This window comes from Wohlfahrtiimonas chitiniclastica DSM 18708 (assembly GCF_000375345.1).
In the GTDB taxonomy this organism is placed as follows: Bacteria; Pseudomonadota; Gammaproteobacteria; order Cardiobacteriales; family Wohlfahrtiimonadaceae; genus Wohlfahrtiimonas; species Wohlfahrtiimonas chitiniclastica.
In genome coordinates this window covers 851,103-872,545 of record NZ_AQXD01000001.1, presented here as the reverse complement: position 1 = coordinate 872,545, position 21,443 = coordinate 851,103, and the positions used below count along the sequence as shown (strand labels likewise).

Sequence of the window (21,443 nt, the reverse complement as noted above, 5' to 3'; positions counted from 1 at the left end):
ACGTGAATTGTCTCGGTGGGAGTTAGAGAGTGATCAACGTGTGATTGGGATGAGTGCAGTATAAGCCATCTGTGTGTATCTGTTAGATGCAGTTTTTGCATTAAAAGCGATACAGATCGAGATAATCTATTGATTTTTAATCAGCTTACCCAAGCGTGCAATCGCATCTTCTACATCGGGCTGCCAGCGCATGCCATAATTTAAACGCATGCAATGCTTAAATTGATGGGAGGCTGAAAAAATCGAGCCCGGCGCGAATGTAATGTTGTGGGCTAAGGCGGTATGATAAAGCATTAATGCATCGATATGATGTGGCAATTCTACCCATAAAAAATAGCCACCTTGCGGCTCGCTGACCGCTGTTTGTTGCGGGAAATGCTCAGCAATCGCAGCACGCATTTTTTGTGCAGATAATGCCAAAGTATAACGTAAGCGTTGTAAATGGCGATCATAATGCTGATGCTGTAAATAATGGGCGAGCGCCAATTGTGACGGCATCGCAGGGGAAAGGGAGGTCATGAGTTTTAAGCGCTCAATTGCGCCATGAAAGCGACCTGCTGCCACCCAACCAATGCGATAACCGGGTGCTAAACACTTAGAAAATGAACTGCAATGAAGCACCAAGCCTGATTGATCAAGGGCTTTGAGGCAATGAGGCGGCGCTTGCCCAAAGTATAATTCAAGATATACATCATCGACGATGATGGGCAATTGATGCTGTTCACTCAGCGCCATTAAGGCACGTTGCGCATGGATCGGTAGATTCGCCCCCAATGGATTCTGGCAATGAGTCATCAGAACCACGGCTTTGATGTCAAATTGCTTGGTTGCCTCAATCAAGGCTGCGATGTCCATGCCATCGGTTGGGTGTACAGGGATTTCAATGGCTGTGAGTTGCAGGCGCTCTAGTATTTGTAAAATGGCGTAAAAAGCGGGGGATTCAATGGCGACAATGTCCCCAGGCTGTGTGACGGCTTGTAGTGATAGGCTCAATGCTTCCATTGCGCCATTGGTGATGATGAGCTCATCATCCATCAACGCGGTGCCATTTAAACGATAACGCAGCTCAATTTGGCGGATTAGATCAGGGTGCCCACGGGTCATGTTGGCAATTAAAGCATGGGGATTGTCTTCCAATGTTTTCAATGCAGATGCCATGCTCAGTGACAATGCTCGAAGGGGAAAAAGTGCCGGATCCGGAAATGCTGAGCCTAATTGCACCATGTGCGGGTGTTTGAGATTTTGTAAAATGGAGAAAATGAAGTCGCTGACATGCACTTCTGTGGTTTTTGTGGGCAAATGGGCGGGCAGTGGCGTTTTTAAGGTGTGATTAAACGACGGCGTGACGTAATATCCCGAACGATCTTTGGCATAAATGAGCCCTTGGGCTTCCAATAAATAATAGGCTTGAATCACCGTAGATTGACTGAGTTGAAAGCGCTGACTTGCTGCACGCACAGAGGGCAATCGCTCTTTACTTTGCAAAGTGCCGGTGCGAATGAGCTCCATCAATTCATGGGCCAGTTTTTCATAACGCTTCATGGCAGAATCTCAAAAATTGCAGGGAAAGTAACATAGCATGGTGAATGTATCATCAATGCACAGTCCATTTGAGGAAAAGGATAGATTACCCTAGAATCAGAGATTCTAATAATTTTTACGAGTCCATTATGGCCATTTCTGCAAGTCGCTCACTGAAGGAGCGCATTTTTCATGCCATCACGTTTGAGTTTTTTGCCATCGTGTTTACGATGCTGATCGGCATTTTTATTTTAAATAAACCGGTGGGTTCGATGGGGATTTTGTCTGTGCTCATTTCAGTGACGGCGCTGTTGTTAAACATTGTGTTTAACTGGTTGTTTGATCGTGTGTTCCCATTTGTCAATGGCGATCGCCCGGTAAAAATCCGCATGCTGCACGCCATTGGTTTTGAGGGCACTTTGGTGCTGTTTACTGTGCCTATGATCGCATTTTTCCTCAAAGTGACACTCATCGATGCCTTTATGATTGAAATTGGCTTTTTGATCTTCTTCTTGTTTTATACGTACATCTATAATTGGATTTACGACAAAGTGCGTCAATATTTCATGCAAGCGGCTGAATCTCACTGAAGAAAAATCGCTCTCATTTTTTGAGAAAACTTTTTTACTGTGCTATGTTGTCAAATTGTAGTGATTCGCATAATGTATTTTTCTTAAGATTGATTTTGATCAAATAAGGATGAATATGAGTCACACAATGCACGCCATTCCCAAGCTGCCAACGCCAGATTGGGCGCAGATTTTTCAAGTGGATATTCAAGATAACAATGAACCATTGGTCAAAATTGATCCGCATGATCGGCTGTTTTGCCGTGCTTTTTATCATGATTCAGGCATTGATGGCGCGCTTAATGAGATTTATTTGCGTGAAAATGTAGCGAAAAAGTTGCATTTAGCCGCCGCTTATCTGCCAGGCGATTATGCGCTGATGGTGCTTGATGGTTATCGCCCTTATGCTGTGCAAATGGCGCTGCGATCCTCGATTGCTGCGGTGCTGAAAACGCAATCCCCTGATTTATCAGACGATGATTTTTTACGGCACCTCAATGAGTTTGTGGCGGTGCCCAGCCGTGATCCGAAAGCACCAAGCCCACATTTAACGGGCGGCTCTGTGGATGTTACCCTCTGTGATCGTGCAGGCAATATGCTTGACATGGGCACGCCTTTTGATGGTCCTGAAATCGATTCATGGACCGCAGCGTTTGAGGATCGAGAGGGTGAAATTAGAATTCGCCGCCGCATTTTATTCAATGCCATGACAAATGCAGGCTTTACCAATTTACCGACAGAATGGTGGCACTTTGATTTTGGCAATCAATTGTGGGCGCATTACAGCGGTCAAACACAAGCAGTGTATTCTGCGATTGAAGGAGTGTAAGGAGCAAATATGGAGACTTGGATTTCAGCAGACAACACGATTGGATTGTGGGCATTTTTATTGACGGCCGCCACCGTATCGATCGTACTTGAGCAAAAATATCAATGGGCCGCGCGTTTATCGGGCGCGGTGATTGCGTTAATCATCGGGCTTGCCGCCACGAATTTAAATTTAGTGCCGCAGGATACCGCAGTTTATGATGCCGTTTGGGCATATGTGGTGCCGCTTGCCATTCCGCTGTTGCTGTTTCATGTGAACATTCACGCCATTTTTAAAGAGAGTGGGCGCTTATTGGCGATCTTTTTATTGAGCTCCATTGGCACAGTGTTCGGTGTGATTGTGGCATTTTTTGTCTTAAAAAATTACATCCCTGAGCTTGATAAAGTGAGCGCAATGATTGGGGCAACCTATACAGGCGGCGGCGTGAATTTCGCGGCGATGGTGGCAAAATATGAGCCTACAAAGGACATTGTGGCAGCCACAACGGTTGCGGATAATTTAGTGATGTCTGTGTATTTCATTTTGTTGATCGTGATGGCGAGCATGGGCTTATTTCGCCGCCGCTTTCCAACGCCTTTCATCAATGCCTTTGAAGCTGAAGCTAAAACAGGGCAAGCCCAAACCGTTTCTGAAGCTTATTGGCAGCCTAAAAACATTGGCTTAAAAGACGTTGCCATTTCCATTGCGGCCTCTGCATTATTGGTGAGCGTGTCTTTTAAAGCATCCGCATTGTTAAAAGGCTTTTTTGGTGCGCCTGCAAACATCGCAGAGGAAATCGCGTTAGGACTCATCACAGACAAATATTTATTATTGACCACATTGACTTTATTGGCACTGACATTATTCAAGCGCCAGTTTGCAAAATTACAAGGTGCACAAGAGCTTGGCACATACGCCATTTATCTCTTCTTTGTGGTGATTGCAATGCCTGCATCCATCACATTGATCATTCAAAATGCGCCATTGTTGTTCATTTTTGTGATTGTGGTGATGTTGATCAACTTAGTGTGGACGCTGCTTACAGGTAAACTCTTCAAATTCTCTTTAGAAGAGATTGTGCTTGCTTGTAATGCGAATGTTGGCGGGCCTACAACTGCTGCAGCGCTTGCCATCAGCCAAGGATGGAAAAGCCTCATTGGCCCGATTTTAGTGGTGGGCACCGTGGGATACATTACAGGCAATTACATTGGCACGTTGCTCTATATCTTTTTGTCTAAGTTGTAATCTGCTAAGGATGGGCAATTCTGTTAGAATCTGCCCATTCAATCAATCAAAAGAGGAGCACGCATGCAGTCAATTGTGGAGATCATTGCCAGCGAAATCAACGCGAAAGCCGCACAGGTGAGTGCCGCTGTGGCATTACTCGATGAAGGGGCGACGGTGCCATTCATTGCCCGCTATCGTAAAGAGGTGACGGGCGGCTTAGATGATACACAGCTGCGCACGTTAGATGTTCGTTTAGGTTATCTTCGTGAGCTCAATGAACGTAAAGCCACGATTTTAGAATCCATTCGCAGCCAAGAGAAATTGACGCCAGTCTTAGAGCAAAAGATTCAAAATACGCTCACAAAAACAGAGCTTGAAGATCTCTATTTACCGTATAAACCCAAGCGTCGCACCAAAGCACAGATCGCGCGTGAAGCAGGCATTGAGCCAATGGCGATGACATTATTAGCATCCCCAACGCTTGATCCCTCAACGCTTGTGGATCAATACTTAAACCCTGAAGCAGGCTTTGCGGATGAAAAATCCGTGTTAGATGGCGCACGCTTTATTTTGATTGAACACATGGCAGAGCAAGCCGATCTTGTGGGCAAATTGCGCCAATTTGTGTGGGATGAAGGGGTGATTGTGGCGTCGGTGGATGAGGCGAAAAAACAAGCGGCGATTAAATATTCTGATTACTTTGAGTTCCGCGAGCCGATTAAAACCATTCCATCGCATCGCGCCTTGGCATTGCTGCGCGGTAAAAAAGAGGAATTGTTGAATGTAGAACTCATTTTGCCTGAGCCAGCCATTGATGTGCCACAAAGCTTGATTGCCGATTATTTTGGCTTAACGGGCATGCATAAATGGATGAGTGATACGGTGCGTTTGTGTTGGCGTTCTAAACTCTTTTTATCTTTAGCCCTTGAGCATTTAGGCAAAATGCGCGATGAAGCGGATGATGAAGCCATTAAAGTGTTCGCTAAAAACCTAAAAGATTTATTGTTGATGGCGCCTGCAGGGAATCAAGCCATTTTGGGCATTGATCCCGGGCAGCGTACGGGTTGTAAAATCGCGTGTGTGGATGCCACAGGCAAAGTATTGGACACCACAGTGATTTATCCCCATGCGCCGCAAAATCAATGGGCGCAATCATTATCGGTGTTAGAGGCGTTGTGTCATAAGCATCAATTGACATTGGTCTCCATTGGCAATGGCACGGCCTCCCGTGAAAGTGATAAGTTGGCCGCTGAGTTGTGTGAACGCGTCCCGAATCTTAAAAAGATTGTGGTGAGTGAAGCGGGTGCATCCGTCTATTCAGCCTCTGAATTGGCGGCAAAAGAGTTTCCGGACATGGATGTGGCGCTGCGTGGTGCAGTCTCCATTGCTCGTCGTTTGCAAGATCCATTGGCAGAATTGGTGAAAATTGATCCAAAATCCATCGGGGTCGGTCAATATCAACACGATGTGAATCAAACGCAACTCAACAAAAGCTTAACGGCTGTGGTGGAAGATTGTGTGAACGCGGTGGGTGTGGATGTGAATACAGCATCGACGGCGTTGTTAACCTATATTTCAGGGTTAAATGGCACAATTGCGCAGAACATAGTGAATTATCGTGATGAAAATGGCGCCTTTGAAAATCGTAAAGCCCTTAAAAAAGTGCCACGCTTAGGGGACAAAACCTTTGAACAAGCAGCGGGATTCTTGCGCATCTTTGGGGACAATCCGTTAGATCGCTCCGCGGTGCATCCTGAGGCTTATCCTGTGGTGGAACGTATTTTGGCTAAGCATGCGATGACCATTGATCAAGTGATCGGCAATGTGAGCTTTTTAAAGGGCTTGAAAGCGGCCGATTATACCTGTGAAAAATTTGGTGTGCCCACCGTGATGGACATCATCAAAGAACTTGAAAAGCCGGGGCGCGATCCACGACCTGAGTTTAAAACTGCGACCTTTAAAGAGGGCATTGAAACCTTAAAGGATTTAAAAGAGGGCATGTTGTTAGAAGGTGTGATCACGAATGTGGCGAACTTTGGTGCCTTTGTGGACATTGGCGTGCATCAAGATGGTTTGGTGCACATCAGTGCCTTAGCCGATCGTTTTGTGAAAGATCCACATGAAGTGGTTAAAGTTGGGGACATTGTCAAAGTCAAAGTGATTGAGGTGGATGTGCCACGCAACCGCATTCAGCTCACCATGCGTTTGACGGATGATGTCAATCAAATGAAAAACCCATCGATCAAAGGGCAGCCGAATAAAGGCAACTTTAATAAAAAGGCGGTGAAAGAAGCCCCAAGCAATAATCCCTTTGCCGCAGCGCTTCAAGGTTTGAAAAAATAACATCGATGCATCAAAGAGCCCCATATGGGGCTTTTTTTGGGCCTGAGGCTGCTAAGATCGATATTTTTAATAACATAATGATTAATCATTATATTTAATAAATATTTTATATTAAGTTCTGACTTACATAAGTGTGGATAATTGCGTTATGATGGAGATTATCGGGCATGGGCAGTGATTTTTTAATGCATTAGTGATCACGATCATGGTATTGATGGATCAAACATAAAAATAGTATGAGCTGAATGTATAGTAATGTTAAGATTGATGGGAAATATGACGGATCACTGATGGTTTGATATTCAAGATATGCAATCAACTAGGAGTTTATATGGTCAATTCAACAGCATCACATGTGGCATTGAATGAACAATTGATTCAGTTAAATGCACATCCTGCAGATAAAAAAGCGGCGATTGAAGCCGTAGGTGCATTATTGGTGCAGGCAGGGATGGTTAAAAACGATTTTATTCACAGCATGATGCAGCGCGAAGCGGTGTCAAATACCTATTTAGGCTCAGGCGTTGCCATTCCTCATGGTTTAGTGGAGGACAAAGGACTCATTGAGCATGATGCGATTGCAGTGCTGCAAGTGCCAGATGGCGTTGAATGGAATGATGGACAAAAAGCGACGCTCATAGTGGCGATTGCAGCAAAATCAGACACACACATCACCATTTTGCGTCAACTCACGCGATTATTACAAAATGAATCATTATTGGCAGAATTATCCACAACGGATCAAGCAGCAAAAATTATTGAAGCTTTAACAGGCGAAGCCGCCGCGCCACAATCATCTGAAACGGTGAAAGATTACGCACATGCCATTGAATGGACTGTGGATTATCCTTCAGGTTTACATGCGCGCCCTGCATCAAGTTGGGCAGACAGTGCCAAAAAATTGGGCACACACATTCAAGTGCGCCATGACAATGAAGTGGCAGCTGCGGACAATATGGTGGCATTATTACAATTAGGTTTGCGCGCGGGTGATCAAGTGGTGATTTCTGCAGAGGGCGACAATGCTGAAGCCTTATTGGCACAATTTAAACAGAGCATTATGGCATTAACTGCGAAAGAAAAAGAAGATGCCGAGCGTGCTCAAGCGCAAATGAAGGCACAAAATACTGGCGGTTGGCAGCCGGCTGAAAATCACGGGGATGCATTGTATGGCGTGACGGCAAGCCCGGGCTTTATGCTGGGCAAAGCGTATTATCTCTCTGCCCATGAACCGGACATTAAAGATTCACCTGTGAGCCTCATTGAAGGCGGTGCTTTATTAGATCAAGCCTTGAATCAAGCGCGCCAACGCATGGTGGCATTGATTGACAGTACCACACGCCGTTTAGGGGCAGGGGATGCTGAAATATTCAAAGCCCAAGCGGCATTATTAGAGGACACCTCATTGGTAAGCGCTGCGTGTCAATTGATGGTGGCAGGGCATGGCGTGGCTTGGTCTTGGCATCAAGCCATTGAAGATCGTGCGGAGCAATTGACGCAATCGGGCAATCCTTTATTGGCAGAACGTGCAGCGGATTTACGCGATGTGGGTCAGCGTGTGCTTGGTTACATTGATCCTGCGTTAAAACGCACCACATTGGCAGATTTACCAGAAGGTGAATGGATTTTGGTGGCCAGTGATTTATCGCCTTCTGATACTGCCTTGCTTGATGTTAATAAAGTCAAAGGCTTGGTGACAGAGTTTGGTGGGCCAACCTCGCACACAGCCATTTTAGCAAGAACATTGGGCATTCCGGCGGTTGTGGCTGTGGGGCAAGGGTTACACATCATTGAAACCCATGATGAGATCATTGTGGATGGGGATGGCGCGGCCATTTATGTTCGCCCAACCGCGACAAACATTGATGCGGCTAAAGCATGGATCATCACGCAGCGCGAAAAACGTGAAAAAGAGGAGGCCGATCGCCGTAAACCTGCCACCACGACAGATGGTCACACCATGATGGTGGCAGCGAACGTCAATCGACCGGATCAAGTGAAATTTGCGCTGGCTCAAGGTGCAGAAGGTGTTGGGCTCATGCGGACAGAGTTTCTCTTTTTAGAGCGCGGCGATACACCTTCAGAAGATGAGCAATATGAGACTTATCAAGCGATGATCGCAGCCTTAGACGACGCGCCGCTCATCATTCGTGCGTTAGACATTGGCGGGGATAAACAAGTGGCGCATCTTAAATTACCGCATGAGGAGAATCCATTTTTAGGCGTGCGCGGTGCGCGTTTATTGCTGCGCCGTTTAGATCTATTGTTGCCACAGCTTAAAGCCATTTATCGTGCGGCGAAAGAGGGCAAAGATGTATCGATCATGTTTCCGATGATCACATCGGTTGCAGAAATCACTGCTCTTAAAGCCCATTGTGAAGAGATGCGCATCGCAGTTGATGGCCCAAATATTCCCATCGGCATCATGGTGGAAGTGCCCGCAGCCGCATTAATGGCGGATGTGCTAGCAGAGCATGTGGACTTTTTCTCCATTGGCACGAATGACTTAACGCAATACACATTGGCGATGGATCGTCAAAATCCGGATCTTGCGCCAGAAGCAGACAGTTTACATCCTGCGGTGTTGCGTTTAATTGAAAAAACCGTGCAAGGCGCGAAAAAGCATCAACGCCATGTCGGCGTATGTGGCGGCTTAGCCGGTGATCCGTTAGGTGCATTGTTGCTCATGGGTTTAGGTGTGGATGAGTTATCGATGACGCCGCGGGACATTGCATCGGTCAAAGCACGCATTCGTCAGCATTCATTGGCAGACATGCAAGCGATGGCCGCAAAAGCTGTGACCTTTGAAAACGCCGCTGAAGTGCGTGCATTAACAGGAGAAATGGCATGAGCATCATCACCGTGACATTAAATCCCGCGATTGATCAAACCATTCAGTTAGAGCAATTACAAGTGGGTGAGGTGCATCGAGCACAATCGGTGCATTATACGGCAGGCGGCAAGGGCATTATGGTGGCTTCTTGTTTGGCCGACTGGTTTGAAGAACCGATTGTGGTCACAGGCCTTTTAGGCGATGAAAACATTGGCATTTTTGAGGCGATGTTTGAGTATAAAGGCATGGATGATCAGTTCATTCGTGTGCCCGGACTCAATCGCACCAACATTAAAATTGTGGATCACGATTGCACCACAGACATTAACTTACCCGGCATCGCTGCGAGTGAATCTGCTTTAACAGAGATGATGAGCGCTGTGGCACAAGATTATGAGATTGCCATTTTGTCAGGTTCCATTCCACCTTTGTGCCAAGGCACCATTTATGCAGAGATTTTAGATGCTTTAGCAGCACATGATACCAAAGTGATTGTGGACGCGAGCGGCGCGGCGCTCAAAGCAGCTTTAGCCGCCCCTGTGAAGCCGTATTGCGTGAAACCCAATTTTGTGGAGCTCTCTGAATACGCAGGACGTACATTAACCACAGAAGATGAGGTAATTGCAGAGGCCAAAAAATTATTGGCCAGTGGCATTCATTTAGTGGTGATTTCAATGGGCAGTGATGGCGCGCTCTTTATTGATGAGACAGGCGTCATTAAAGCGAATCTCATGGCGCCTAAAGTGATGACCACCGTTGGGGCGGGTGATGCGATGGTTGCCGGCATTGCCAGCGCGATGCGTGAGCATGCAAGCCTTGAGCGCATTGCTCGCTTAGCCACCGCCTTTGCGGTGTCTAAGTTAGGCTCCATTGGGCCAAACTTACCGGAACATGAAGTTGTTGAAGCATTTGCAGTACAAGTGACAATCCAAACTTTGGAGGTATCATCATGAAAAACATTTGGGTCATCCTCAATTCAGACCAATCAGATGTGAAAGCCATTTTAGCCAAAGAAGCATTGCATCAAGCCGCAAAAGAGCTTGGGCACAATGTCGATGTGGCCATCATCTCGAATGATCAAAAAATGGTGAATTTTAAAGCTTTACCAAGTGCACAAGATGCCTTGATTTTAGCGGATGTGGGACAAGACACTGCTGAGCAATATCCACAAACGGATCAAAAAATGGTCACCATGAGTGATCTATTGAGTGATCCAAAATCTGTGTTGCAAGCTGTGGCAAAAGAGACTGCGATGGCGCTCTCGCCAGATACCGTTTCTAAAGATGGCATTCATAACATTGTTGCAGTCACCTCTTGCCCGACAGGGATCGCCCATACTTTTATGGCGGCAGAAGGATTACAAACCGCAGGTGAAGCACTCGGTTATCATGTGCGAGTGGAGACGCAAGGCTCAGTCGGTGCGCAAGATGTGTTAACGCCTGAAGAGATTAAGGCTGCGGATTTGGTCATCATCGCGGCGGATCGCGAGGTGGATCGTTCCCGTTTTAATGGTAAACGCGTGTATGCATCTGGCACAAAAATGGCCATCAGCAATGGTGAAGGCTACATTCAAAAAGCCATTGCAGAGGCAAAAATACAGCAAGGCAGTGCAGCTGCTGACAGTCAAGCGGCCTCTAAAACAGAAGGGCAATCGGCCGGCGGTGTGTATAAACATTTGATGTCGGGCGTCTCCTTCATGTTGCCGTTTGTGGTGGCAGGCGGTTTATTGATCGCGTTAGCCTTTGCATTTGGCGGCATCAATGCCGGCAGCCCAGAAAATGCGGGGTCTTTTGCTCATACACTATCGACCATTGGTGGGGTTGGGTTCTCCTTGATGGTGCCCGCGTTGGCCGGTTACATTGCCTTTTCCATTGCTGATCGCCCAGGTTTAGCGCCTGGTATGATCGGTGGTTTTCTTGCTGCACAAATTGGTTCAGGCTTTTTAGGCGGCATCATTGCAGGTTTCATGGCCGGTTATTTGGTCTTATGGCTCAATAAACACATCAAGTTGCATCGCAATCTAGAAGGTTTAAAACCTATCTTAATTTTACCATTATTGGGCACTCTCATTGTGGGCTTGGTGATGGTGTATGTGATTGGTGAGCCTGTGGCGGCAGTGTTACACGGCTTAGAATCCTGGCTTCGCAGTATGCATGGGGCAAGTTCCTTTGTGATCGGTGCCATCATCGGTGGCATGATGGCAGCAGACTTAGGTGGACCCATCAACAAAGCCGCATATGCAACGGCGGTGGCACTCATTGCTTCAGGTGTGTATGAACCGATTGCTGCTGTTATGGCGGCTGGTATGGTGCCTCCATTGTCTGCAGCAGTGGCGACACGTTTATTTAAAAATAAATTCACCCATGATGAATATGAAGCAGGTGTGGCCACTGGGGTGTTAGGATTAGCTTTTATCAGCGAAGGGGCGATTCCTTTTGCAGCGCGTGATCCATTTCGCGTGATTCCATGCTTTGTGGCAGGTTCTGCAGTGGCAGGTGCGATCTCTATGGCATTAGGTTGTCAGCTCAAAGCGCCGCATGGCGGTATCTTTGTGTTGGCCATTCCGGGTGCAGTCTCTAACTTATTAGGCTATGCCCTTGCCATTGTGGTGGGTACGGTGGTCAGTGCGTTATTACTTGGCATTGTGAAAAAAACAGTGGTGGCCAAAGCGACTGCATAAACAATTCTTCGGTATAATCAATGCGCCTTTCGGGGCGCATTTTTTATGGAGGGAATATGAAACGAGTGGTGAGTATTGTCGGTATATTGTGGCTGATGTTGATCATGGCAGTGGCTGAACCCATTGATCGAAAAGCATTATTAGAGAATTTAGATGAATCTGTGATGATCATTTATCCCGCGGTGAACGAAACCCACACCGTTACGATTTTTACGGATGTTTTGTGTCCGTATTGCCGAGAATTACATCATAATCTAACAGATTTTACGGATCATGGCATCACGGTGCGTTTCGTGCCTTTTCCTTTGATGGCGGAATCAAAGCCCATTTTAGAATCCATTTGGTGCGCGCCGCAGGATCAACAACATTTTTTATTGGATGTTGCGATGATTTATGGCAAATTCAAAGCGCGCCCATGTGATGCACCGATTTTATCTAACGCACACATTGCCGCGAAAGCCATGCAAGTCTTTGGCACGCCTTCAATTTTTCTAGACAATGGACGCAAAGTCAGTGGTTTTATGTCACCTAAAGAGATTCGAGCTGGCCTTAATGGCGAGCTCGACTTTGACTCATGGCAGCGGGTTAATCCCCAATGATGCGGGCGCGGCAGCGAATATTTTTGATGGGGTTTTTCCAGATTTGATCCACCGCTTGTTTTGCATGTGCGCGACTGATGGCCACATAAGCTTGCATCGGCAATAGAGTGATTTTGCCCACATCTTTGCCTGAGATTTCACCTTTTGCCGTCAAAGCGCCTAAAATATCCCCAGCACTGATTTTGGATTTTTTGCCTTCGCTGATCTCGATGGTGCTCATTTTAGCGATCAATGAGATGGGCTTAACATCTTTAAAATGTTCAGCAGGGTATTGCGTAATGGCTTGATCTTGATATTTTTCAATCTCTTGGAGACGATGCAATTTATCCATCACCACTAAACTGACGGCAATGCCTGTTTTGCCTGCGCGCCCTGTGCGACCGATGCGATGAACGTAAACTTCAGGATCAAAGGGCAGATCATAGTTGATCACCATGGATAAATCAGCGATGTCTAAGCCGCGCGCCGCGACATCAGTTGCCACCAATACGCGGGTGCTGCCATTACTAAAGCGCAATAACACTTGATCGCGCTCGCGCTGTTCAAGATCACCGTGAAGAGAAACCACATCAATGTCTTGCTCAAAGAGATAATCTTCAAGCTCCTGGCAGGCGGCAATGGTGTTACAGAAAATGACGGTGGATTCTGGCGCATAATGGTAAAGCAGTGCGGCGGTTGTGGCAGTTTTTGCGCCTTGATTGTCTACAATCACAACCGATTGATCAATGTTTGGTTTGTCCGCAGGTGTTTCTTCCACCGTTACGCGCACAGGATTGTGTTGAATGCGTGCGCTGATGGCTTCGATGTTCTCAGGGAATGTGGCTGAAAACAACAATGTTTGGCGTTGACGCGGAGCATGTTCAATGATGGCATCCATTTCATCGGCAAAGCCCATGTCTAGCATGCGATCGGCTTCATCGAGTACCAAAACTTTAAGGGATTTGAGGCTCAATGTGTTGCGTTTGAGATGATCTAATAAACGGCCGGGCGTGCCCACAGCAATGTGCGGTGGATGCTGGCTCATGGCATGGATTTGACGGGCAATCGGCGTGCCGCCACAAATGCTTGAAATTTTAAGATTCGGAATGTAACGGGCTAAACGGCGCAGCTCTTTACTCACTTGATCGGCCAGTTCACGCGTTGGGCAAATCACCAAAGCTTGCGTGGCAAAGCGCGTGACATCAATGCTTTCTAACACACCAATGCCGAAGGCGGCTGTTTTACCGCTGCCGGTTTTGGCTTGGCCCAGCAAATCTTTCCCCTTTAAAATGGCCGGCAGGGCTGCAGCTTGAATGGGCGTTGTGGATTGATAGCCCAAATCTTGAAGGTTTTTAAGTTGCGCAGCCGGTAAAGGGAGTTCAGAAAATTGCATAGACACAGTGATTCTCGATGTTAATGAAAGACATAAAGGCTTCACTATACGGAAAATTGTTACGCAACGCCATCTTTATTGGCAAAAAGCCGATGAAATTCATCGGCTTTTGAAGATTGTGTCGTGTTGCCGTTGCTTTTTTTAAACTAAAATGTCGGATGTGATGTCTGCAATGGTGTTTGCACCGGTTAAGGTCATGGCAACTTTCATCTCTTTTTGGAAAAGATCGAGTAAGTTTTCAACACCGGCTTGACCATTTGCCGCTAACGCATAGGCAAAGGCACGGCCAATCATGACGCTGTCGGCCCCTAGCGCTAACATGCGCACCACATCAAGCCCTGTGCGAATGCCAGAATCCGCCAAGATTTTAAGGTCACCTTTGACGGCATCTGCAATCGGAGGCAGTGCGCGTGCAGAGGACAATACGCCATCTAATTGACGGCCACCATGGTTAGACACCACAATACCATCCGCCCCAAAGCTGACCGCATCGCGTGCATCATCTGGATCTAAAATGCCTTTGATGATCATTGGGCCATCCCAGAATTCACGGATCCATTCCAAATCTTTCCAACAGATCGATGGGTCAAAGTTTTTCGTGAGCCAACCGATGTAATCTTCAAGGCCAATGGCGGAGCCAAAGTATTTCGAGATGTTGCCAAGATCATGTGGTTTACCATTTAAACCCACGTCCCATGCCCATTTAGGATGAACCATGGCTTGACCGATGCGGCGAACATTTGCGTAAGGCCCACTCATGCCGGAATGTGCATCACGATAACGTGCGCCTGGTGTTGGCATATCGACTGTGAAGACAAGCGTGGTGACACCTTGAGCTTTTGCACGTTCAAGAACATTTTTCATAAAGCCGCGATCTTTGAGTACATACAATTGAAACCACATTGGGCGATCAATGGCTGGGACAACTTCTTCAATCGGGCATACAGACACTGAGGACAATGTGAAGGGAATGCCTTTGTTTGCAGCAGCTTTTGCGGCTTGTACTTCACCACGGCGTGCATACATACCGGTTAAACCCACAGGCGCAAGAATCACAGGCAAGGCCAGTTTTTCACCCCAAAGTTCAGTTTCTGTGCTGACATGTTCCATGTTGTTCAAAACGCGTTGTTTCAATTCAATGTCAGAGAGATCTTCTACATTGCGTCTTAAAGTATGCTCAGCATAAGCACCCCCATCAATGTAATGAAACAAGAAGGGCGGAAGCGTGCGTTTAGCGGCTTTTCGGTAATCTGTTGAGGCTGAAACAATCATGTTTTTCTCCAATGGTTAACTGTTTGACTCAATGAATTGCTTGACAAATAAACTACAATTCATTTACTTTTTCGCATACGGTAAGAAAAAACAAATCATAAAGCGATTTAACGCAGATTGGAATAATTAAATAACATTTTTTTGGATATTAGGATATGGAAGGGGTTTCTCAGCTGAAAAAGTCGCATGCATTATTTGTGCAGGCGCTTGGTGAAGTTTTACCAAAAGCGCAGATTTATACTGAGCTTGCGGTACGTTTCGCCTATGGAACAGATGCAAGTTGCTATCGTTATGTGCCAGAGGTTGTGGTGCGTGCACAAAACGAAAAAGAGGTGTTAAATATTATGCAGCTTGCGGCACAATATCATTTGCCGATCACTTTTCGGGCATCAGGAACCTCATTGTCGGGTCAAACATCGTCAGATTCTATTTTGGTGTTGTTAGGTGATGAATTTGTGGATGCCAAAATTTTGGACAAGGGCGATAAAATCAAATTGCGCCCGATGGTGATTGGTTCAAATGCGAACCTCATCCTCAAGCCTTTTGGTCGGAAGATTGGACCCGATCCTGCCACCATCAATACCGCAAGGATTGGTGGGATTGCTGCAAATAACTCAAGTGGGATGTGTTGTGGGACAAAAGACAACAGTTATCACACATTAGATACGATGCGCGTGATCCTTGCAGATGGCACAATTTTAGACACTGCGGATGCAAAAAGCATTGCTGATTTTAAAGCCTCACACGGGCAATTTTTGGCAGAGTTAAAGGGATTATCTGATTTAATTCGTAGCAATCCTGAGCTTGAATCGCGCATTCGTCATAAATATCGCCTGAAAAATACCACAGGTTATGGCATCAATGCGTTGGTGGATTTTGATGATCCGATTGACATGCTCACCCATTTGATGATCGGTTCAGAAGGCACCTTAGGTTTTATCAGTGAAATCACCTATAAAACGGTGGTGGATCATCCTCATAAAGCTTCCGCACTGATCTATTTTGATGATTTAGACAATTGCTGCAATGCCGTCACTGCGCTTCGTCAGCAAGCGACTGTGGATTCTGTGGAGTTGCTTGATGCGCGTAGCATTCGCTGTGTGGGTGAAAATATTATCGATCGTTTGCCAAGCTTTTTCTATCAAGAGATTCCGGAAGATTCAGGTTGTTTGCTCATTGAAACGAAAGCGAAAGATGATGCCATGCTTGATGAACAAATTGCCTTCATAAATCAATTGGTGGCGGATCATGGGGCAACGGAGCACAGCACATTTTCAAAAGATACCGTAGTCACGGATCTTTATTGGAGCGTGCGTAAAGGCTTATTGCCAATCATTGGCGGCAATCGTCCCCTTGGGAGTAATTTGATCACAGAAGATGTGGCATTCCCGATTGAACGCTTAGCTGAAGGTATGCGCGCTTTAACAAAGCTATTGAAAGCGTATGGCTATGAAGAAGGCATGATCATGGGGCATGCGCTTGAGGGTAATCTCCATTTCATCTTAACGCCAAAGCTTGACAGTGACGCTGAAGTGTCCCGTTATAACGGCTTTATGGCGGCGCTGGCTGAAATTGTGGCAGTTGACTTCAATGGCTCTTTAAAGGCCGAACATGGCACAGGGCGCAACATTGCCCCCTTTGTGAAAGTGGAGTGGGGAGAGGATGCTTATGGCATCATGCGCAGCATCAAAGCGCTGTTTGATCCCTTGGGCATTTTAAATCCTGATGTCATCATCACCGATGATCCGCATTTGCACTTGAAGAAACTCAAAGCGATGCCAGAATCTGATCCCATCATTGATCAATGCATTGAATGTGGTTTGTGCGAGCCTGCGTGCCCATCCGATGGTTTATCTTTAACGCCACGTCAGCGCATTGTGTTGTGGCGTCAGCATGAGCATTTAACACGCACCGGCGAGCATCCTGAATTATTGGCATCCATTCAAAAAGTCTATCCCTACATGGGGATTGATACATGCGCCACAACCGGCATGTGCGCCACCCGTTGCCCCATTGGTATCAATACCGGCGAGATGATGAAATCTCTGAAAACTGCCAATCGCCAACCGGATTTAGCCAATTATGCAGAGTCCCACATTAACTTTTTAAGCAAAACAGCGCGCACAATGCTCAAAGGTGCTCATGTATTGGGCGCAAAACGCAGTCATGGGATCACAAAATCCCTACATTCTGTGTTTAAGGGCATTCCGATTTTGCCAGAGCATTTGCCAAAAGCTGCCAAGCCCATTGCGCCAATTGTGGCGACCGATCAAACGCCTGTGGTCTATTTTGTCTCCTGTGTCAATCGCACCTTTGCAGAAGGCACAAAAGAGGCAACATCGGTGGCAGATCACACATTGTCCTTATTTAAAAAGGCCGGTTACCGTGCCATTTTCCCAGAGGATTATCAATCACTGTGCTGCGGGCAACCCTTTGATTCACTCAAAGAAGTTTTAGCCAGTGAGCGCGCGGCAAACCGCGTGAACCAAGCGTTATTACAAGCGAGTCAAGATGGACAATATCCTGTTTATATTGACAATGCACCGTGCGCCTTGCGCTTATTTGATGCGCAAGAACAAGGCTTGATTGATGCACGCTTAAAATTGTATGATGCCGCCTCATTTTTAGCAGCCTTTGTGTTGCCAAAATTGACCATCGTGCATAAGCGTGAGCAATTATCCCTGCATATTCCATGTTCGGCCACGAAAATGAACAGCGGCACCGCGCTCACACAATTAGCGGCCGCTTGCACGGATTCGCTGAACTTCACCAACATTGCGTGTTGTGGATATGCGGGTAATAAGGGGATGTTTTTGCCAGAGCTCAATGCCAATGCATTGCGTTTATTAAAGCAGAACATTCCAAGCAACTGCGAACATGGGGTTTCCATGAGCCGCACTTGCCAAATGGGTTTAACTGAACATTCCGGCATTGAGTATCACAGCATTGAAGCTTTGCTCAATCACTGTTCAGATTAGTTAAACCATTCATCTATCTGTAACTTGTAAATTATGCCGATCTATATTGTGGTAGATCGGTCTTTCAACTAGCCTTTTTTTGACAGAGGTATTTTATGACATGGATGCAAAATTACACACCCATTATGAATCTGGGTGTCTCCTCACTATTTGCTGTATTGCCAATTGTAACGTTTTTCTTGTGTTTGACGGTTTTTAAAATTAAAGGCTATTTAGCCGGATTATTGACATTGTCGATGGCCATTTTAGTGGCAATTTTTGTCTACGACATGCCAGTGACTATGGCATTTGCAGCCTCAGGTTATGGCTTTGTGTATGGCTTATGGCCGATTGCGTGGATCATCATCACTGCCGTTTTCTTGTATAAGATTGCTGTGAAAACAGGGCAGTTTGACATCATCCGCTCATCGATCATCTCCATTACCGAAGATCAACGCTTACAGTTGTTATTGGTGGGTTTTGCATTCGGTGCCTTCTTAGAAGGGGCGGCAGGTTTTGGTGCACCGGTTGCCATTACAGCTGCACTGTTGGTGGGTTTAGGCTTTAAACCTTTGTATGCAGCCGGTTTATGTTTGATCGCCAATACAGCACCTGTTGCATTTGGCGCAATGGGCATTCCGATCATTGTGGCAGGGGAAGTGTCTCATTTAGACGCATTCCATATTGGTCAAGTGGTGGGTCGTCAGTTACCGATTTTATCCATCATCGTACCGTTTTGGTTAGTGGCAATGATGGATGGCTGGCGCGGTGTGCGTCAAACGTGGCCAGCTGTTTTAGTGAGCGGCGTTTCCTTTGCCATCACTCAATTCTTAACGGCGAACTTTGTGGGCCCAGAATTGCCAGACATCACCTCTGCATTGGTGAGCCTCGTCTGCTTAACCTTGTTCCTTCGCGTTTGGCAGCCTAAAGAGATCTTCACATTTGACGGTCAAAGAAAACCATCGCCAAGACAAGCCAGTGGTTATTCCATGAAACAAATCTTCATTGCATGGTCACCGTTCATCGTATTGACCATCATGGTAACATTGTGGAGCTTTAAATCTGTTCAAGCATTATTAACCTTTGCCACCTTCAAATTTGAAGTGCCATTTTTACACAATTTAGTGATGAAGGCAGCGCCCATCGTTGAAGAACCGACAGCATATGCAGCTGTTTATACCTTAAACATTTTGGGGGCAGTGGGTACATCGATTCTCATTGCATGTGTGATCTCTATGGTGATTTTACGCATGAAGGTCACTGATGGCATCAAAACCTTCACAGAAACACTGTATGAACTCAGAATGCCAATTTTATCCATTGGTTTGGTATTAGGTTTTGCCTTTATCGCGAACTATTCAGGTTTATCTTCAACATTGGCATTGCTCCTTGCACAAACAGGCGTATTGTTCCCATTCTTCGCGCCATTCTTAGGTTGGCTCGGTGTATTCTTAACGGGTTCAGATACATCATCAAATGCGCTCTTTAGCTCATTGCAAGCAAACGTTGCCAATCAGCTCAATGTGACGCCTGAATTATTGGTTGCGGCAAATACCACAGGGGGTGTGACGGGTAAAATGATCTCTCCGCAATCAATTGCGGTGGCATGTGCAGCAACAGGGATTGTGGGTAAAGAGTCTGAGCTCTTTAGATTCACGGTGAAACACAGCTTGATCTTCTGTAGCTTTGTGGGCTTATTGACGATCTTACAAGCTTATGTGATGCCATGGACATTGATCTTCTTTAATAAATAAAGTGTCATTGACCGTATGAATCGATAAAATCCTCCTTCATGGAGGATTTTTTGATGGAGGCAATATGGATTTAACCTATATGTATATGGATTCACCTCTTGGGCAAATGGTATTGTGCGCACTTGGGGATCGCGTGTGTGCGGTTGATTTTGTGGAAGAGGATGCATTCAGTGCCATTCAGCGCATGGAAAAACGTCATCAAGTGACCGCAAAAGCGGGCAATCATGCTGTGTTATCGCAATTGATGGAAGAGTTAGAAGAGTATTTTCAAAAGAAACGGACAGATTTTACGGTGCCGATGGTGTTGTCTGGCACGCCCTTTCAACAGGCGGTGTGGCAAATTTTATTAGAGATTCCGTATGGGCAAACCATCAGTTATAAAACTGAAGCGGTGCGATATGGCAATGAAAGGGCCATCCGCGCTATTGCTAGCGCGAATGGGAAGAACCCCCTGAGTATATTGGTGCCTTGTCACCGTGTGATTGGCAGCAATGGCGCGTTGGTCGGCTATGCAGGCGGGCTGCATCGAAAAGAAGCATTGTTGACATTAGAGCAATCCTGACTCATCTTTCGCTTTGCGCACTTTGTCAAAGGCTTGATTGATGGTGTTTAAATTACACTCTAATAAACCGATGTAAGAGTCACAAGGCTCGCCTTTTGGCATAATGGTGTCAGAGATGAGTTGACCGCCATCGGTGATGTGATAATCCTTCACAACTGTATTCACAAAGCGGCTTTGCTCCATGGATTCAGAGAAAATCACAGGAATTTGATTGTCTTTGATCATGGTTTGAATGCCCGCAAACACTTTCACAGAAGGCTCGCTTAAACTATGGGCATCGAGCACAGGGAAGAACATCATCGGATAGCGCTCAGAGAAATAACGATAACTGTCATGGAGCACGATGCCTTTGAGTGGTTGGCTTGGGTTATCGTTGAGCGAATGCATAATGGTTTGATCCACTTGATGTAACTTTTCTTGATACGCTTCTAGATTTTTGGCATAAAATTCGCTGTTTTCAGGATCTTTCTCAGAGAGTGCTTTGGCAATATTGTTGGCCATGATGATGCCGTTGAGTGGATTTTGCCACACATGTGGATCAGTGTCCCCATGATCGTGGTGATGCTCGTGATCATGATCATCATGGTCGTGATGATGGTGATGCTGTTCATCTTCTGCTAAATGAATCACTTTGATGCCATCGCTTGCGGTCACAATCTCGCCTTTAAAGTTTGATTGCTTTGTGGCGCGCTTGAGCCAATGCTCGAAATTAAGCCCATTGATGATGAGTAAATCCGCATTGTATAGGCTCTGAATGTCAGACATGGTGGGCTCATAATTGTGCGGGTTTTGATTGCGCTTAATCATGGAGGTGATTTTGACTTTATCTTGCCCGATGTTCGCAGTGATGTCTTCTAAAATGGAAAAGGATGTCACCACGTTGAGCTCTGCAAAGCTTAGGGATAAGCTTGACGCAAAGAGGGCGGATAAGAGAAGTTTTTTCATA

15 protein-coding genes are annotated in these 21,443 nt (G+C 46.2%); 11 read left to right on the top strand and 4 right to left on the bottom strand.

From position 1 onward, the window contains the following. Positions 1-126: 126 nt before the first annotated feature. Positions 127-1,542, bottom strand: coding sequence for an aminotransferase-like domain-containing protein (locus tag B143_RS0104025; protein WP_018122312.1), 1,416 nt, complete (start codon positions 1,540-1,542; stop codon positions 127-129). A gap of 128 nt (positions 1,543-1,670) precedes the next feature. On the opposite strand from B143_RS0104025, the gene B143_RS0104020 reads away from it, so the two are divergent. From B143_RS0104020 to B143_RS0103985, 8 genes are all read left to right on the top strand, one after another. Next, on the top strand, positions 1,671-2,111 hold the full coding sequence (locus B143_RS0104020) for a PACE efflux transporter (RefSeq protein ID WP_018122311.1): 441 nt from the start codon (positions 1,671-1,673) through the stop codon (positions 2,109-2,111). A gap of 115 nt (positions 2,112-2,226) precedes the next feature. Continuing rightward, complete coding sequence (locus B143_RS0104015; RefSeq protein WP_026165697.1) at positions 2,227-2,919, top strand: M15 family metallopeptidase; 693 nt, start codon at positions 2,227-2,229, stop codon at positions 2,917-2,919. Positions 2,920-2,928: 9 nt separating this feature from the next. Beyond that, positions 2,929-4,143 (top strand): DUF819 family protein, encoded by a 1,215-nt coding sequence (locus tag B143_RS0104010; protein WP_018122309.1) that lies wholly within the window; start codon positions 2,929-2,931, stop codon positions 4,141-4,143. Between the two features lie 63 nt (positions 4,144-4,206). Next, positions 4,207-6,468 carry a Tex family protein gene (locus B143_RS0104005; protein ID WP_018122308.1) on the top strand — a complete coding sequence of 754 codons (2,262 nt, stop codon included), beginning with the start codon at positions 4,207-4,209 and terminating at the stop codon, positions 6,466-6,468. A 331-nt stretch (positions 6,469-6,799) separates the two neighbouring features. After that, positions 6,800-9,319, top strand: a complete 2,520-nt coding sequence (gene ptsP, locus B143_RS0104000) for a phosphoenolpyruvate--protein phosphotransferase (protein WP_018122307.1) — start codon at positions 6,800-6,802, stop codon at positions 9,317-9,319. Then, positions 9,316-10,254, top strand: coding sequence for a 1-phosphofructokinase (pfkB, locus tag B143_RS0103995; RefSeq protein ID WP_018122306.1), 939 nt, complete (start codon positions 9,316-9,318; stop codon positions 10,252-10,254). Before ptsP ends, pfkB begins: the two co-directional genes overlap by 4 nt. Then, the gene (locus tag B143_RS0103990; protein ID WP_018122305.1) at positions 10,251-11,981 is read left to right on the top strand and encodes a PTS fructose transporter subunit IIC; all 1,731 of its coding nucleotides are present in this window, start codon (positions 10,251-10,253) and stop codon (positions 11,979-11,981) included. The genes pfkB and B143_RS0103990 overlap by 4 nt, the downstream gene beginning before the upstream one ends. Before the next feature lie 56 nt (positions 11,982-12,037). Further along, complete coding sequence (locus B143_RS0103985; protein ID WP_018122304.1) at positions 12,038-12,580, top strand: thioredoxin fold domain-containing protein; 543 nt, start codon at positions 12,038-12,040, stop codon at positions 12,578-12,580. Here the strand turns inward: B143_RS0103985 and dbpA are convergent. Continuing rightward, entirely contained in the window at positions 12,567-13,952 is a 1,386-nt protein-coding gene (gene dbpA / locus B143_RS0103980) for an ATP-dependent RNA helicase DbpA (protein WP_018122303.1), read from the bottom strand. The two genes, B143_RS0103985 and dbpA, sit on opposite strands and share 14 nt — an antisense overlap. A gap of 141 nt (positions 13,953-14,093) precedes the next feature. Next, the gene (lldD, locus tag B143_RS0103975) at positions 14,094-15,224 is read right to left on the bottom strand and encodes an FMN-dependent L-lactate dehydrogenase LldD (RefSeq protein WP_008314330.1); all 1,131 of its coding nucleotides are present in this window, start codon (positions 15,222-15,224) and stop codon (positions 14,094-14,096) included. 155 nt (positions 15,225-15,379) lie between these two features. On the opposite strand from lldD, the gene B143_RS0103970 reads away from it, so the two are divergent. The 3 genes from B143_RS0103970 to B143_RS0103960 all read left to right on the top strand — a co-directional run bounded on the left by B143_RS0103970 (position 15,380) and on the right by B143_RS0103960 (position 20,497). Beyond that, a complete protein-coding gene (locus tag B143_RS0103970; protein ID WP_018122302.1) occupies positions 15,380-18,202 on the top strand; it encodes an FAD-binding and (Fe-S)-binding domain-containing protein in 2,823 nt (940 codons plus the stop codon). A 95-nt stretch (positions 18,203-18,297) separates the two neighbouring features. Further along, the gene (locus B143_RS0103965; RefSeq protein ID WP_018122301.1) at positions 18,298-19,935 is read left to right on the top strand and encodes a lactate permease LctP family transporter; all 1,638 of its coding nucleotides are present in this window, start codon (positions 18,298-18,300) and stop codon (positions 19,933-19,935) included. Positions 19,936-19,999: 64 nt separating this feature from the next. Further along, a complete protein-coding gene (locus tag B143_RS0103960; RefSeq protein ID WP_018122300.1) occupies positions 20,000-20,497 on the top strand; it encodes a methylated-DNA--[protein]-cysteine S-methyltransferase in 498 nt (165 codons plus the stop codon). Here B143_RS0103960 and B143_RS0103955 read toward each other — a convergent pair. Further along, entirely contained in the window at positions 20,483-21,442 is a 960-nt protein-coding gene (locus B143_RS0103955) for a metal ABC transporter solute-binding protein, Zn/Mn family (RefSeq protein ID WP_018122299.1), read from the bottom strand. The genes B143_RS0103960 and B143_RS0103955 overlap by 15 nt on opposite strands. Between the last annotated feature and the right edge of the window lies 1 nt (position 21,443).

Coding starts and splice junctions, on each gene's coding strand:
- B143_RS0104025 (WP_018122312.1), bottom strand. CDS start 1,542: ATGAAGCGTTATGAAAAACTGGCCCATGAATTGATGGAGCTCATTCGC.
- B143_RS0104020 (WP_018122311.1), top strand. CDS start 1,671: ATGGCCATTTCTGCAAGTCGCTCACTGAAGGAGCGCATTTTTCATGCC.
- B143_RS0104015 (WP_026165697.1), top strand. CDS start 2,227: ATGAGTCACACAATGCACGCCATTCCCAAGCTGCCAACGCCAGATTGG.
- B143_RS0104010 (WP_018122309.1), top strand. CDS start 2,929: ATGGAGACTTGGATTTCAGCAGACAACACGATTGGATTGTGGGCATTT.
- B143_RS0104005 (WP_018122308.1), top strand. CDS start 4,207: ATGCAGTCAATTGTGGAGATCATTGCCAGCGAAATCAACGCGAAAGCC.
- ptsP (WP_018122307.1), top strand. CDS start 6,800: ATGGTCAATTCAACAGCATCACATGTGGCATTGAATGAACAATTGATT.
- pfkB (WP_018122306.1), top strand. CDS start 9,316: ATGAGCATCATCACCGTGACATTAAATCCCGCGATTGATCAAACCATT.
- B143_RS0103990 (WP_018122305.1), top strand. CDS start 10,251: ATGAAAAACATTTGGGTCATCCTCAATTCAGACCAATCAGATGTGAAA.
- B143_RS0103985 (WP_018122304.1), top strand. CDS start 12,038: ATGAAACGAGTGGTGAGTATTGTCGGTATATTGTGGCTGATGTTGATC.
- dbpA (WP_018122303.1), bottom strand. CDS start 13,952: ATGCAATTTTCTGAACTCCCTTTACCGGCTGCGCAACTTAAAAACCTT.
- lldD (WP_008314330.1), bottom strand. CDS start 15,224: ATGATTGTTTCAGCCTCAACAGATTACCGAAAAGCCGCTAAACGCACG.
- B143_RS0103970 (WP_018122302.1), top strand. CDS start 15,380: ATGGAAGGGGTTTCTCAGCTGAAAAAGTCGCATGCATTATTTGTGCAG.
- B143_RS0103965 (WP_018122301.1), top strand. CDS start 18,298: ATGACATGGATGCAAAATTACACACCCATTATGAATCTGGGTGTCTCC.
- B143_RS0103960 (WP_018122300.1), top strand. CDS start 20,000: ATGGATTTAACCTATATGTATATGGATTCACCTCTTGGGCAAATGGTA.
- B143_RS0103955 (WP_018122299.1), bottom strand. CDS start 21,442: ATGAAAAAACTTCTCTTATCCGCCCTCTTTGCGTCAAGCTTATCCCTA.